Source organism: Paraliobacillus sediminis (assembly GCF_003426055.1).
Genome location: NZ_QJSI01000001.1, coordinates 67,788 through 82,432, shown reverse-complemented (window position 1 = coordinate 82,432; position 14,645 = coordinate 67,788). Strand labels below are relative to the sequence as shown.

16 protein-coding genes are annotated in these 14,645 nt (G+C 35.6%); 8 read left to right on the top strand and 8 right to left on the bottom strand.

Annotation, left to right across the window (positions count from 1 at the left end; translation table 11 throughout):
• Positions 1-76 precede the first annotated feature (76 nt).
• The 4 genes from D2K60_RS00410 to D2K60_RS00395 form a co-directional block, all read right to left on the bottom strand.
• Entirely contained in the window at positions 77-976 is a 900-nt protein-coding gene (locus D2K60_RS00410; protein WP_117168027.1) for a HAMP domain-containing protein, read from the bottom strand.
• A 187-nt stretch (positions 977-1,163) separates the two neighbouring features.
• Positions 1,164-2,135, bottom strand: a complete 972-nt coding sequence (locus tag D2K60_RS00405) for an ABC transporter permease (RefSeq protein WP_117168026.1) — start codon at positions 2,133-2,135, stop codon at positions 1,164-1,166.
• Complete coding sequence (locus D2K60_RS00400) at positions 2,132-3,691, bottom strand: sugar ABC transporter ATP-binding protein (protein WP_117168025.1); 1,560 nt, start codon at positions 3,689-3,691, stop codon at positions 2,132-2,134. Before D2K60_RS00400 ends, D2K60_RS00405 begins: the two co-directional genes overlap by 4 nt.
• A 74-nt stretch (positions 3,692-3,765) precedes the next feature.
• Entirely contained in the window at positions 3,766-4,776 is a 1,011-nt protein-coding gene (locus tag D2K60_RS00395) for a substrate-binding domain-containing protein (protein ID WP_205418565.1), read from the bottom strand.
• Positions 4,777-5,233: 457 nt separating this feature from the next.
• Here D2K60_RS00395 and D2K60_RS00390 point away from each other — a divergent pair, with 457 nt between their 5' ends.
• The 3 genes from D2K60_RS00390 to D2K60_RS00380 all read left to right on the top strand — a co-directional run bounded on the left by D2K60_RS00390 (position 5,234) and on the right by D2K60_RS00380 (position 6,938).
• The gene (locus D2K60_RS00390; RefSeq protein ID WP_117168024.1) at positions 5,234-5,509 is read left to right on the top strand and encodes a hypothetical protein; all 276 of its coding nucleotides are present in this window, start codon (positions 5,234-5,236) and stop codon (positions 5,507-5,509) included.
• Between the two features lie 325 nt (positions 5,510-5,834).
• The gene (locus tag D2K60_RS00385; protein ID WP_117168023.1) at positions 5,835-6,254 is read left to right on the top strand and encodes a nucleotidyltransferase domain-containing protein; all 420 of its coding nucleotides are present in this window, start codon (positions 5,835-5,837) and stop codon (positions 6,252-6,254) included.
• Between the two features lie 84 nt (positions 6,255-6,338).
• Entirely contained in the window at positions 6,339-6,938 is a 600-nt protein-coding gene (locus D2K60_RS00380) for a DJ-1/PfpI family protein (protein ID WP_117168022.1), read from the top strand.
• A gap of 14 nt (positions 6,939-6,952) precedes the next feature.
• On the opposite strand, the gene D2K60_RS00375 is transcribed toward D2K60_RS00380, so the two are convergent.
• Both D2K60_RS00375 and D2K60_RS00370 read right to left on the bottom strand, forming a co-directional pair.
• Positions 6,953-7,621, bottom strand: coding sequence for a potassium channel family protein (locus D2K60_RS00375; protein ID WP_117168021.1), 669 nt, complete (start codon positions 7,619-7,621; stop codon positions 6,953-6,955).
• Between the two features lie 176 nt (positions 7,622-7,797).
• A complete protein-coding gene (locus D2K60_RS00370) occupies positions 7,798-8,424 on the bottom strand; it encodes a flavodoxin family protein (RefSeq protein WP_117168020.1) in 627 nt (208 codons plus the stop codon).
• Positions 8,425-8,568: 144 nt separating this feature from the next.
• Between D2K60_RS00370 and D2K60_RS00365 the strand changes: the two genes are divergently transcribed.
• The 5 genes from D2K60_RS00365 to D2K60_RS00350 all read left to right on the top strand — a co-directional run bounded on the left by D2K60_RS00365 (position 8,569) and on the right by D2K60_RS00350 (position 11,912).
• Entirely contained in the window at positions 8,569-9,120 is a 552-nt protein-coding gene (locus D2K60_RS00365; protein ID WP_117168019.1) for a GNAT family N-acetyltransferase, read from the top strand.
• 172 nt (positions 9,121-9,292) lie between these two features.
• Positions 9,293-9,652 carry a Lin0512 family protein gene (locus D2K60_RS00360; RefSeq protein ID WP_117168018.1) on the top strand — a complete coding sequence of 120 codons (360 nt, stop codon included), beginning with the start codon at positions 9,293-9,295 and terminating at the stop codon, positions 9,650-9,652.
• A gap of 25 nt (positions 9,653-9,677) precedes the next feature.
• Positions 9,678-10,670 carry an L-glyceraldehyde 3-phosphate reductase gene (mgrA, locus tag D2K60_RS00355; protein WP_117168017.1) on the top strand — a complete coding sequence of 331 codons (993 nt, stop codon included), beginning with the start codon at positions 9,678-9,680 and terminating at the stop codon, positions 10,668-10,670.
• A 455-nt stretch (positions 10,671-11,125) separates the two neighbouring features.
• Positions 11,126-11,275, top strand: a complete 150-nt coding sequence (locus D2K60_RS20525; RefSeq protein ID WP_162880652.1) for a hypothetical protein — start codon at positions 11,126-11,128, stop codon at positions 11,273-11,275.
• A gap of 100 nt (positions 11,276-11,375) precedes the next feature.
• Positions 11,376-11,912 (top strand): GNAT family N-acetyltransferase, encoded by a 537-nt coding sequence (locus D2K60_RS00350; RefSeq protein ID WP_117168016.1) that lies wholly within the window; start codon positions 11,376-11,378, stop codon positions 11,910-11,912.
• Positions 11,913-12,008: 96 nt separating this feature from the next.
• Here the strand turns inward: D2K60_RS00350 and manA are convergent, their stop codons facing one another.
• Together manA and D2K60_RS00340 are read right to left on the bottom strand one after the other, a co-directional pair.
• Entirely contained in the window at positions 12,009-12,968 is a 960-nt protein-coding gene (manA, locus tag D2K60_RS00345; RefSeq protein ID WP_117169055.1) for a mannose-6-phosphate isomerase, class I, read from the bottom strand.
• Positions 12,969-13,377: 409 nt separating this feature from the next.
• A complete protein-coding gene (locus D2K60_RS00340; protein ID WP_117168015.1) occupies positions 13,378-14,622 on the bottom strand; it encodes a S1C family serine protease in 1,245 nt (414 codons plus the stop codon).
• Positions 14,623-14,645: the final 23 nt, after the last annotated feature.

The window sequence follows — 14,645 nt, the reverse complement described above, 5'->3', positions numbered from 1 at the left end:
TCGCTACCTTCTTTTGTCAAACCTAGTGTTTCTTGTGTCGTTGTATAGACAGTTTCTCCTCTTTCATTAGCATCCGCTATTTTTTTGAAAAATCGATCATAGAAGTCGCTAGTTCACTTGTTATATTTGCTTGTGTTTCTGCCCCAGTAGTCAACTCCTGCATAGTAGCACTAGCTTGTTGACTACCAAATTTAACCTCATTTGCTGCTTGTGTGAGCTCCTCACTCTGACCAGACACGGATTTGGAAACTGTACTAATTTCAAACAGCAAGTTTTTTAGATGTTCATTCATTTTATTAGTAGAATAAATTAATTGCCCTACCTCATCTTTTGAATTGACAGACAACGGTTCTTTGCTTAATTCCCCTGCGGCAATTAAATTCATTCGTTCTGAAACCTTTTTAATAGGCTTCGTTATTATATTTGTTACAAGCAAAGCTATGCTAACTCCTAACACAGTTACAACTATGGAGATAATAATCCCAATGGTAAAAGATGACTTAGACAGGCTAACAAACTGCCTACTCTCTTCAATCATTGATAACTCTTCAGCTTTTAATAATTCGCTATATCCTGCTACTATATTATCTGCTTGACTATTAACCGAGTACAAATTCTGTATAGCCATTCCTGTATTACCTGCATTGTACACATCAAATACATTCTCACGAATATTTGTTGTGAGCGCTTCACTTTGTTGGTCTAGTTGTTTAAACTCTTCCGAATTAAAGTCACTTAATTCTTGTTCTATCAATTGATTACTTTCTTCAGTAAGTTTATTAAAATCCTTAATATAAATTTGATAACCAAATAGAGCATAAGCTCTTGTTAAACTAACTTGTTCTGATATATTTGTTCTTAGTTTTTCATATGTTAGGAATAAAGGAAGACTTTTTTCTGCAGTACTCGTTGCCTTCTTGTCTATTTGGTGTAAAACAAATGCGTTATAAACACCAAACGAGACCGTTAACAACATTATCACAGAGAATCCAAGCAGTAACTTAGTCCTTAATTGCTTAAAATTGAAAAGTCTTTTTTGCTTCTCTTTTTTTTGATATTTAGTGATTTTTTCATTTTATAACCTCACATTTTTAAATATTATAAAGACTAACTCTCTAACGATGTATATAAATCTATCCTATTATTCCTATCATACAAATAAATTAAGAACGTAACCGATCTAGCAATACAGCAGATATAATAACTCCACCCTTGACTACAAGTTGCCAATAATAACTTACATCCATTAAAGTAAGTCCGTTTGTTATAACACCCATAATAAGAACACCAATAATTGTACCTTGTACTTTTCCTATTCCACCAGTAAAACTTGTACCACCTAATATAACCGCTGCAATTGCATCTAATTCATACATATTACCTGCAGTTGGTTGACCTGAATAAAGTCGACCCGCTAATACTACACCGCCTAAACCAGCAAGTAACCCACTGATAGAATAAACATTTACTAATGTCTTTTTTACTTTAATCCCAGTTAGTCTTGCGGCTTCTTCATTTCCACCAATAGCATAGATATGACGGCCAAACATGGTGTACTTTAAAACAAAAAACATAATTAAATAAACAAATAACATAATGTAAATGGGTGTGGGAATTGAAAGAATGCTACCTGCACCAAAGAACCTGAAAAAGTTTGACTCAAGTACTACTGGATATCCTCCACTTATGACATACGCTAGCCCTCTAACATATGTCATACTTCCCAATGTTACAATAAAGGCTGGAATACCTGCCATAGCTGTAAACAGTCCATTAATAAGACCAATAATATAGCCAGCACCCGCACCAATGAGCATTGCTAGTAATGGATTAACTCCCGCTTGGGATGCCATTACCGAAACTACTCCTGATAGCGCTACAATAGAACCAACCGATAAATCTATACCCCCAGTTAGAATAACAATAGTCATACCTGCTGCCAAAATAGCTGTAATGGATACCTGTTTCAATATATTTGTAACATTTGTTGTATCTAAAAAGTTTGGTGCCATTATTGACATAACGATACACAACACGATTAATATAATGACCATCCCAAGGCGATTCCATGTTCCTAATAGACTTTTACCTAAGTTAAATCCGGGTTGTGTATTTGTTGATGTTTTAAGATTCATCTACTTTTACCTCCAGTTGCATAATGCATAATTTTTTCTTGTGTTGCTTCATCTTTTTGAAGTTCCGCAGTTATTTGACCTTCGTGCATAACAAAGATTCTGTCACTGATTCCCATTACTTCAGGAAGTTCTGAGGAGATCATTAATACAGCAAGACCTGTGTCAGCCAGCTCAGCAACAATTTTGTGAATTTCTGTTTTAGCTCCAATATCAACTCCACGTGTAGGTTCATCTAATAGTAGAACTTTTGGCTTGGTTGATAGCCACCTAGCAATAACTGCCTTTTGTTGGTTACCACCACTTAACCCTGCGATAGTTTGTTCAAGAGAAGCTGCTTTAATATCTAAGTCCTTAAAATAATTAGCTGCTGATTTATCTAAAGCTTTCCAATTCAGTTTCATATTTTTCACAAACTGTTTTAGTTCAGCCAATGAGATATTCTCTTTTACTGACATATCAAGGAATAACCCCTGTTCTTTTCGGTTCTCTGGAACAAGTGCAATACCGTGTTTAATTGCATCGATAGGTGACTTTATTTGTACCTTCTTCCCTTCAATCCAAATTTCTCCTTCAGAAATTTCAGATACACCAAAAATAGCTCGTACAAGTTCCGTTCGTCCTGCGCCGACCAATCCTGCAAATCCCACAATTTCTCCCGGGTAAATTTTAAAAGATAAATCCTTTACAAATTTTTTATCACTTAAGTTTTTTACCTCTAAGGCAGGTTGATCTGGTACTTCTGTTTCCACATAATTATTTGATGACCTCTGAAACAAGTCTTTCAAATCACGGCCAACCATTAAACTCACTAAATGATCTGGGTTGGTTTCATTTATCGGTCCACTTTGAATCCATTCGCCATCTCGTAAAACAGTATACCGATTAGAAATTTTAAAAATTTCTTCCATTCGGTGGGAAATGTAAACAATAGCCACTCCTTGTTTTTTCAAGTCATCTATTATTTTAAATAGTCTATCTATTTCTTTGTCTGTTAAAGAAGCTGTTGGTTCATCCATTATTAGAACTTCGGCATTATACGAGAGTGCTCTTGCAATTTCAACCATTTGTTGTTGCGCTACACTTAAAGTGGAAACAAGGTTTTCTGCTTTAAGTTCTGAACCTATTGAGTTTAGCACTTCTTCAGCACGACTATTTACTTGTTCCCAATTAACCATACCAAATTTATTTTTGGGATAATCAGTACCCATTAAGATATTTTCTGCAATTGTTAGATTCGGAGACAAGTTAAGTTCTTGATGAACTACTCCGACCCCCATATTTCTTGCTACTAAGGGGTTTTTCCAGTCAACCTGTTCACCTTTATAAGTAATTTCACCACTGTCTTGATCTGGTGTGTATATGCCTGACAGTATCTTCATTAATGTGGATTTACCTGCTCCATTTTCTCCCATTAAAGCGTGTACCTCTCCAGTATAAATTTCTATATTAACATTACTTAATACCTTTACACCTGAAAAAGTTTTACTAATACCATCCATCCTTAGAATAAGCTTGTTTAATTCGCTATTTGAGTCCACTCTTTCCTTGGTGTGCATTAGCTTTCACCCCTTTCTAAATGAAAGTTGCGGCCCTTTATAAAACAAGGACTGCAACTTTATATGTCTAATTCTTACCAACCAGTATAAGACTCGATATTATCTTGTGTAACTAAATCAACTGGAATTTTAATAATATCTTCCACAGATTCACCATTTAATACTTGTATACCTACGTCGATTGCTTTTTTAATCATGTTGTCTGGGTGCTGAGCTGATGTACCAGCAATAGAACTTCCTTCTTTTTTCATTACCTCTATTACGTCAGGTGATCCATCCACACCTACAATGAAAAATTCAGTTTCGCGACCTGCTTGTTGTTGTGCAATTTCTGCTCCTATTGCTACTGGATCATTATTTGCAAATACTGCGTCTATAGTTCCTGCTTCATTTGCTTGTAGAATACTTTCCATAACTAGTAATCCTTTTTCACGGCTACCTTCACCATTTTGTTTTGCTACAACTACTAATTCTGTTCCTTCAATTGTATCTTCAAATCCAGCAATTCTATCTTTCACGGCTGTAACTGGTGGTCCATCAATAACAACAATATTCCCTTTTCCGTCAAGCGTTTCAATCATGTACTCCGCTGCTAGTACTCCAGCTTGATAGTTATCAGATGTAACAGTTGCTTCTATTCCACCATCTGCACCAACATCAACAGAGACAACAGGAATTCCTGCAGCATCCGCCTGAGATACAGCTGCTGCTATACCTTCTGAATCAACGGCATTCAGTAAAATCATGTCTACACCCTGTGTAATAAAGTTCTCAATTTGAGCTGTTTGTTTTGCTAAGTCTGCATCTGCAGCTTGCACTATTATTTCTGCACCTAACTCTTCTGCATACTCTGTCGCAGCATCACTCATTGCCACAAAGAATGGATTCGCCAAATTATTTAACGTTAAACCTATTTTAATAGCTTCTGCTTCTTCACTGGTACCTTCTTCTGACTGATTAGTTTCTTCCGTGCTGTTAGAATCCTCTGTTTGACTAGTCGATTCATCAGTTCCACCACATGCTGCTAATAAGATTAATAGAATTCCAATCATAATAAAACCCATGCTTTTAAATTTAATATTCATATCCCTTTTCCCCCTGTTTTTTAAATTAATTTAAAGATAACGCTTACAAACATTTAATAAAACGCTTTCATTTAAGGAAATAACACCCCCTCTCAATCTTTCAATCATGCAAAAACAATTAAGTATTATTCATTCAATTGCTATTTTACGTATATTCTGTGGTTGTCTATTCTATGATTGTTTTTGATCAATTATGACTGATTTTGCTTGTTTATGATTTTACTTCTAATTAATGTAAAAGTCAATAAGATATCCCAATTAAATAAAATAACGCTTACACTACCGATATAACAACACTAATCATTAATGTTTTTGTGAAAATAAAGTGGACTATGATCGTGTTAGTTATGTGTTTAAAAAGGCTATAAAATAAAAATAGCAACATGCTCCGCTCATATCTTTTATCAAGTTGAGAAGGAGCCGCTTCCTAAAGTTGGCGATCATGGAGGACATCTATATGGCAGAAGAGAACTTACATTTTCAATTACAGAACATTAGCAAAAAGATTCAAGCTGCGCAACATGATGTGATGCAGGCACAAGGGAAAGATCCTCAATTACTGCAACAAGCAAAGGAACAGCTACAACTAGCGGAAGATACCTTACAAAGTACGCGTGAACAAGCCGGGACTGAGTCAACAGAGAACCCACAATTCCAACAAGCAGCTGAAGAGCTCCACGGTATCCGGCAACAAGTCCAAGAAGCACAACAAAATAACAGTGATGTTTTATAGTAAATAGTTCCGTATCGGTGGAGAAACTACGAAATAGCATATTAAAAAACAAACCAATTCACAAATGAATTGGTTTGTTTTTTTTCCTTATATATTACTATCTATTGGATATAAACACTTGAATTAGCCTACGAAATCTCAACCCAAATAACATAATGATAATAGCTATTATAAACGTGCTAATTACTATGTTAATTTTGATAAACTAAGTAGGGAATTGTAACTTTATGTTAAAATATATGTAGCGTTTGTGAATAATTTTGTACAAACTAATGCAGGACTGTTGAATAAATGTTTTCATAATTGATTCTAAGGTGGGGAAACTTTGGAAATTAATAAAAAGGTAAAATTATTACTGGAAGATTTTAAAGAATGGTCAAAACAAGAAAGTTATATAAAAGGGGTGGCTGTTGTAGGTTCATTTGCAAGAGGTGATTTCCATTCAAATTCTGATGTGGATTTAACTATTATTTCTACAAATAAAGACCTTACTTTAGAGATTATTAAAAATGATTTTAATTTCGGCGATATTGAAAGTTTTACAGTTGAAGAATGGGGGATTTTGACGTCCCTAAGAATATTATACGATAATGGATTAGAGGTAGAATATGGGGTAGTAACAGACCAATGGGTAAATGAACCATTGGATGAAGGCACAAAGAATGTTGTTAAAAATGGCTTTAAGGTCATAACTGAAAAAGAAAACATCTTCAATAGTGTAAGAATGTTTTTAAATAAATTATAGCCATATTTAAGCAAGCAGAACCGACTTAAAGTTGAAACTTTTTAACTTAGGTTACCGTCTATGTTAGTAAGGGAGCAGAATGAAATGAAAAAACAGTGGTTGGTTGGCTTATTTTTATTTAATGAAGTTGAGGTATTGGATTTTGCTGGTCCATTTGAAGTGTTATCTATTACAGAGGATCCCGAGACAAAAGACAAACCGTTTCAAGTTATGACTGTCTCAGAAGATGGAAGACAAATTAAAGCGCGCAATGGTTTAAAAGTACAACCTGATTATAGCTTTGAAACAGCTCCAATATTTGATATCGTGATTATTCCTGGAGGATATGGAGCCGATCATATTGAGATTAACAATCCAGTCGTAATTAACTGGATTCAAGCTCAAAGCATGCATTCAGAAATACTTGCTAGTGTTTGCACTGGTGCTTTTCTACTTGCCAAAGCAGGGTTGTTAGATGATAAAAGGGCTACCACACACTGGATGGATATCGAGATTTTACAAAGAAAGTTCCCAAAAGTTACTGTACTATCTAACATAAAATACGTAGATGAAGGGCACATTGTTACTTCAGCCGGGATCTCAGCTGGCATACAGATGAGTCTGCATCTAGTACGGCGTTTATTAAGTGAAGAAATCGCCTTACAAACCGTAAAACGAATGGAATATGATATAACTAAGATTTAATTCTTAGCTATATCTTAAACCCCTTCTTTTAAGCGATTAAGTTTACGGTTATCACCCATTACAATTAAAATGTCGCCCGTTTCAATCTCTTTATCAGCAGCTGGCATCATGACCACACTTTCTTCAGTCTTTTTAATAGCAATAATCTCACATTTATATTTTTCCTTTATTTTTAAGTTAGCTACTGTTTTACCTATAATTTGGCTACTCGCTACTATCTCAATAATACTGTGTTTATTACTTATTTCAATATAATCAACTACGCGATCTGAGGTAATGTGATGTGCAATTCTTCTAGCCATATCACGTTCAGGATGAATAATTTTATCCGCACCAATTTTCTCTAATATTTTTTGGTGGTATTCATTACGTGCTTTCACCCATACTTGTTTCATTCCCATTTCCTTTAATAAAAGGGTTACTAATATGCTTGATTCCATATCATCACCGAAACTAATAATGGCACAATCAAAGTTACTTATACCAACTGCATTCAATGCTTGCTTATCCATCGCATCAAGTACAACGGCTTGACTAGCAATGTCTTCATAGTTCTGTACTCGTTCTCGATTCTTATCGACTGCCAAGACGTTAACGCCTTCTTTAATCAACTCTTTACACATACTGCCACCAAATCTACCTAAACCCATGACAACAAACTCTTTTTTCTCAACTTTTACCATCTGAATTCCCTTCAATACTATAGTTATTTTTAATATGCTTTAATAAATGCTTTTTCAATCATTCAAATTGTTACTAGCTTACCATATGACTAAAAGAAAGGTAAAGAAAGTCTTTAATCAGAGACATAGAAAAGGACGATTACCATTTACAAAGCAACCGTCCCTTTCTACCACTTTTACTCCATTACGTTCCCTTTTGCCGGGATTGGATGTTCTCTAAGTAGCTTAGCGAAATACATCGTATTATATGCTAGCATACTAACATGACTTTTCACGAAATCACTATCTTTTCCTCCAGCATCGATAAACGAAGGACCTGGTCCCGCTTCTCCTACCCAGTAGGTATCAACGTTCGGCGGTATCACAAAACCGATATGTGATAACCCATATAAGACGGAGGAAGCAGCGGTTTTGGCACCATCTTCATTTCCGGTTATGACTACACCGCCAACCTTATTATAATAAATAGCTTGTCCTTTATCATTTGTGACACTACTACTTGCATATAATCGTTCCATCGTAAGTGTCGCTAAGCTACTTTTTTCACCTAACCAAATAGGTGTTCCAATAAGGACAATATCTGCAGCTTTTACTTTTTCCAGAACTAGTGGCCATTCATCTCCATCACCCATGTCTTCACTCATACCAAATGGAATATGATAATCAGCTAAACGAAGATTTTCCGTTTCACAATTCTCTTTTTGGTAAATGGTGTCGACCTGTTGATAGAGCGCTTCTGTATTAGAAACTTCTTCTCTACCTTTTAAGGATGCATTTAAAAATAGAACTTTAACCTTATCCATACTTTCCCCTTCTTTCTAAACTTTTATAATTACATACCCTAAATCTAAACCGATAAATCTGAATACTTTTAACTACTTATAGATGGTATGCTAAACTGAGTAGTGTAAACGCACACACTTCAGGCATAAGAAGGAGTACCTTTCATGATACATATTGTTGGTAAAAAGGTTGTTTTAAAAGAAGCATCACAAGAAGATATTGATACGTTATATTACTGGCGCTACGAAGAAGAAGAACAATCTGCGAAGAAATGGAACGGCCCTTATATTCCAGAAAATTTTCTTACAAAAAATGATTACAAACTCAGTTGGAAAAACAATACCGCGCTATACTCTGGCGTTCCAGATACCTTAGTTATATTGGTTGGCGATAAACTAATTGGTACAGTTGGCGCTTATTGGATTGATAGAAACACCAATTGGTTGGAAACTGGAATCGTTATTTATGACAAAAATTATTGGAATGGTGGTTATGGGTATGAAGCGTATAAGCTATGGATAGATTTTCTTTTTAAATCAACAAACTTACATCGTTTAGGAATGTCTACTTGGTCTGGAAATGATAGGATGATGAAGGTCGCAGAAAAGGTTGGCATGCAAGTAGAAGCTAGGATTAGAGATGCACGAATCGTAGATGATACCTATTATGATGCAATAAAAATGGGTATTTTACGTAAGGAGTGGCAGGAAATCTAGTTCAAGTATGGAATCAAATTATTTCCCCGGTAATAATTGAGCGATTTAAAAGGTTATTTATTGAGAAGTGTCGAAATATTTACATATAGCTATTTTTACGAGACCTATACGTTTATACTTTATCAGAATCAGGTATACCCAGTATAAATGAATTATAAGGAGGATGACTAAAATGGAACGTATTATTTTTGTGGAAACAGGAACAGGCATGGATACCCATGGACAAGATGTCACGAAAGCTTCAATAAGAGCAGTACAAAATGCCATTCATTATAATTCCATGCCCGGGATAAAAAATTACTTACCTGATCAATCATTAGATAACATGGTGGTGAATGTTAAATTAGCTGTGCCCGCAGACGCGCACCTTGTTGATATGGAAAAGATTATTGCAGAAATTCCATATGGATCTGTTACTGTTGAAATCATTGATGGTGGAATGGCTACATCTAGTGGCATTGTGTTAGAAGAACAAGATGATAAGAATGATTTAATGTATATTGTTATTGCAGCCGTAGAAGTAGGCTATTAAAAGAAACAAAACAGGAGGATTCACGATGACTTATATACCTGCAAGTGATCGATATGAAAACATGACGTACCATCGCGTGGGAAATTCCGGTTTGAAACTACCTGCTATATCGCTTGGCTTATGGAACAACTTTGGTGGTGAAGATGCAGTTGAAAATCAACGCAAGATGTTGCAACGTGCTTTTGATTTAGGCATTACACATTTTGATTTAGCAAATAATTATGGCCCACCTCCAGGATCAGCAGAAGAGAATTTTGGAACCATTTTCAATAAAGACTTTAAAGATTATCGAGATGAACTGATTATCTCTACTAAAGCAGGTTTTAAAATGTGGGATGGACCTTATGGAGATTGGGGATCAAAAAAATATCTTGTCTCTAGTTTAGACCAAAGTTTAAAACGTTTACAGTTAGATTATGTGGATATTTTTTATCATCACCGTCCAGATCCAGAAACCCCTTTAGAAGAAACAATGGCTGCCCTTGATTTAATTGTTCGCCAAGGGAAAGCACTTTATGTTGGGATTTCAAATTATTCAGCAGACCAAACTGAAAAAGCAGTGAAGATTCTACAAGAACAAGGAACACCTTTTATCATTCATCAAGCAGCTTATTCAATGTTTAATCGTTCTGTCGAAGATGGCTTAACAAACGTATTGGAAAAGGCAGGTATTGGTTGTATTGCATTTGTTCCTTTAGCCCAAGGATTATTAACAAATAAATATCTAACTGGTATTCCTGATGATTCACGCGTAGCAAAATCGCACATTCCTTTCTTAAATGAAAAGGACGTTTCAGAAGACGTATTAAAAAAAGTGAGACAATTAAATGATGTTGCTAAAGAACGTGGGCAATCATTAGCACAAATGGCTCTCGCATGGGTGCTACAAGAAAAAGCCGTTGTCTCTGCTTTAATTGGGGCAAGTCGTGTCAGCCAAATTGAAGAGAACGTTAAAGCATTAGATTATGCCGCCTTTACTAAAAATGAATTAACAGTAATTAATGACATCTTAAAATGATGCAATAAACACAAACACCGCTAGGGTTATCATCCCTGACGGTGTTTTGTTTTTGGTATAAATTTAAAATACAGCTATCCAAAAGTTAATAACTCAACGTTATTTTACAAACGTGATAGATAACGATAACGCGACATACCGCTCTGGAAATATACTCTGCTTTCCGTGGGCACGGCTTCAGCTAACTTAGTAAAGCAAAGATCGCTTACTAAGTGGATCTTCAGCCCGTGCTGTTCCCACAGGAGTCTACGTATATTTCCGTCACTAGTATAGACTGCATTCTTTGTATGATAATAATTTTATTTTCGTAATTACGAAAAGTGTTGCAATGGACTTTTCGTGCGTTAAAAATCATATTTATGAATGAAAGACAAGTATATCCATTATAATTCGACCATCGAACTCCAACAGTTAGATTCAATTTACTCGTAAATGCACGCTAGCGGAGGAAGCAAATGGGTGACACTCTAGTGGGAATAGCACAAGCCGAAGATCCACTTGGTAAAGTGTTTTTCTTTACCAAGTTAGCTGAGGCTGTGCCCACAGAAAGGGAGCCCATTTGCTTCCGTAGCTGGTTTGTTTACTGGGTGACAAAGTTGAGTTAATAAGCATTTGTTTTATTATAAAATCTGATTTAAACTTAACACATCCCATAATACGAAAGTGCTTTTTACATTTTTACATTAATTGAGGGGAGTTCAAAGAATGATACGATTAGAATATTTTACAGCAGAGGATTTTGAACAATTAATAGAATGGAATACTGGTACATCATCCGCCTTTTTACTGCAATGGGCTGGCCCTACATTTACATATCCGCTTACAAAAAAACAATTAGTCTCTTATCTTGAAGATAGTAACCAGCAAGACGCCACGAATCTTATTTATAAAGTAATAGATGTGGAATCAGATAAAACGATTGGTCACATTTCTTTAGGAAAGATTGATTATACAAATAAAAGTGCGCGAATTGGTAAAGTACTAGTTGGTGATACAAGTATGCGCGGGAAAGGTATAGGGGAATTGATGATCAAAGCAATTGTCAAAGTCGGTTTTGGCGACTTACATCTACATCGACTTAGCTTAGGTGTATTTGATTTTAATAAAAGTGCAATCAGCTGTTATAAGAAAGTTGGATTTCAAATTGAAGGCTTACTTAGAGATTATCGAAAAATCAATGATCAATACTGGAGTATCTATGAGATGAGTATACTAGAAGAAGAATGGCACGTTAATAAATGATGCATTTGTATTTATTCACGTAATAAGAAAGTAGTATATCTATCCGCTTAATCAAAAAAACACAAGGTAGAGCATACCTTGTGTTTTAACCTATACTTATGATGGATACGAAACAATAAATTCCGCTTGTCCTTCTACTTGATAACGATCAACTGTTGCTGGAATAACAAAATTTTCACCTTTTTTAATTGCAAAAACCTTTCCCTCAACCGTGATTTCCGCTTGTCCTTTTAAAACACTTATTTGCAAAAAGTCTACATCTAGCTGTTTCTCAACTACACCATCTAAATTCCAATGGTAGACAGTGAAATATTCTTCTTTTACTAAACGTTTTGCAGTTAAGCCTCCATTTATCTCTTCTGTTTGGTCGTAATCTGGAGTTTGATGTGGAACAGTTGTTACATTTATTGCAGCATCTAAATGCAACTCTCGTGTATTACCTTCTGCATCTGTACGATTGTAGTCATAAACACGATATGTAATGTCAGAGCTTTGCTGTGTTTCTAATATAACAATGCCTTTACCTATTGCATGAATTGTTCCACTTGGAACGTAGACAAAATCGCCTTCTTTCACAGGCACCCTTCGTAATAAGTTATCCCATTCTCCATCTGCAACCATTTGTTTCAATTCATCACGTGTGTTTGCATGATGTCCAAATATAATTTCTGCATCCTCATCTGCAGACAGCACATACCAACATTCTGTCTTACCATATGGTTGATTTTCTACTTCTCTAGCATACGTGTCATCTGGATGTACTTGGACAGACAAATCATTATTAGCATCGAGAATTTTAATTAATAATGGATAGGCCTCATCGTTTGTAGTCTTTCTATTAAATAGATCGCCATGTTGTTCCCACGCATCTTTTAAAGACTTTCCTTTTAATGCCCCATTCTTTATTATGCTTGGACCATTTGGATGAGCTGATATAACCCAAGCTTCACCTGTATGCTCAAATGGAATCTCATAATTAAATTCGGTTTGTAACTTTTGTCCACCCCAAATTCTTTCTTGAAAGACAGGCGTTAAAAAAATAGGTTCTTTATACATCATTTATGCACTCCTTTTGATAGGCCGTTACTAAAAAAGCCTCCTACTATTCCTGTATCTATCATAACAAATTATCCACAATTTGCGTAAAAAATAAAAAAACTGTTTTTTCTACTGTTATCCACAATTTTATACACAAAATTTAATATATTCACTTATCAACAGCACTTAACAGGTTAATCACAGGTTATCCCCGATTTATCTGTACATATCTTTTTTGCACTTCATCTATTTGGTAGTAGAATAAATGTTCGCTACTAAATATAGAAAGTTATCCTCAGCTTTATACACAGGCTGTGCATAACTATTTTTTTACCTCTTTTACACTGTTAGAACCTTTATTTTATACCGTCTTTCCTCCTATAAGTCTGTGTATAAGTATGAAACAAGAGTAGCATTCTTGCTTATGCTACTCTTGTTCCGTTAATTTTATAGTCACTTGGTTTTGTTCTTTCCCTCTATAATACGTAACGACCATTTCGTCGCCTGGTTCCTTTTCTTGGTATAAATGCTTTCTCAAATCAATAATGTTATTAATTTCTTGATCATCTAAAGACGTTATGACATCGTACGGTTCCAAACCAGCCTCTGTAGCAGGTGAATTTACTTCTATCCGTTGCAAATAGATACCACTCTCAACATTATTAGGTAAATTTAAGCTACGTTGCCATTCAACCTGTGCCACATCTTCTAATGAATAAGCTTCTACACCGAGAAATGCCCGCCTCATTTGTCCTTCTGTTTCTAATTCCTCTATAATTGGAACCGCTGCGTCAATTGGAATAGCAAAACCAATTCCTTCTACTTCCGATTGAGCTATTTTCATCGAATTAATCCCAATTAAATGCCCATTGACGTTAAGCAGTGCTCCTCCACTATTACCAGGATTTATCGCTGCATCTGTTTGGATAACTTCTGTTTGCCAATCAGCTCGTCCATCTCCATCAAAATCCTGTGGAATGGCACGTTGCTTTCCGCTAATAACCCCCTGTGTTACGGAACCAGATAAATTTAACCCTAGTGGATTCCCAATTGCAATAGCAGGTTCCCCAACCTTCACTTCATCTGAATTACCAATCTCTATTACATGTTCAACTGCCTCGCCATCCATCTCTAACACTGCTAGATCAGTAAACAGATCGGTACCTTTTAGCTCTGCAGCTAAACGCGAGCCATCCGATAAAATAACTTCAATTTGGTCAGCACCTTGAATTACATGGTGGTTTGTAACAACAAACGCTCGATTATCTGTTTTTTTATAGATGACCCCTGAACCAGTCCCGGCATCACTCGATTCCTGATCCCAAAAGGTTGCTTCTGATTGAATATTTTCTATTCCAACTACTGCTGGACTAACGTTTGCAACAATATCCGTGATTTCTGTTGTTACATCTAGACTTAAACGTTGAAGGTTGTCATTTAAATCAGCTGTTTCACCATTCTGGGTAGTTAGTTGATCCTGGCTTACAACGATCTGATAAGGTAAGATATCGTAACGTATCAAACTTGGTAACGCAACTGCAAACAAAAACATCCCGAGTAATAAACCAACTACGCCAGGTAAAACCCATTTGTTACGGCTTTTAAGTTTATCTCGAGTTGTTCTTTGATCCTGTTCATTTTTCTCTTTCTCATCATCATGGTAATAGACCATCATGACCTTCCTCTCTATGATTT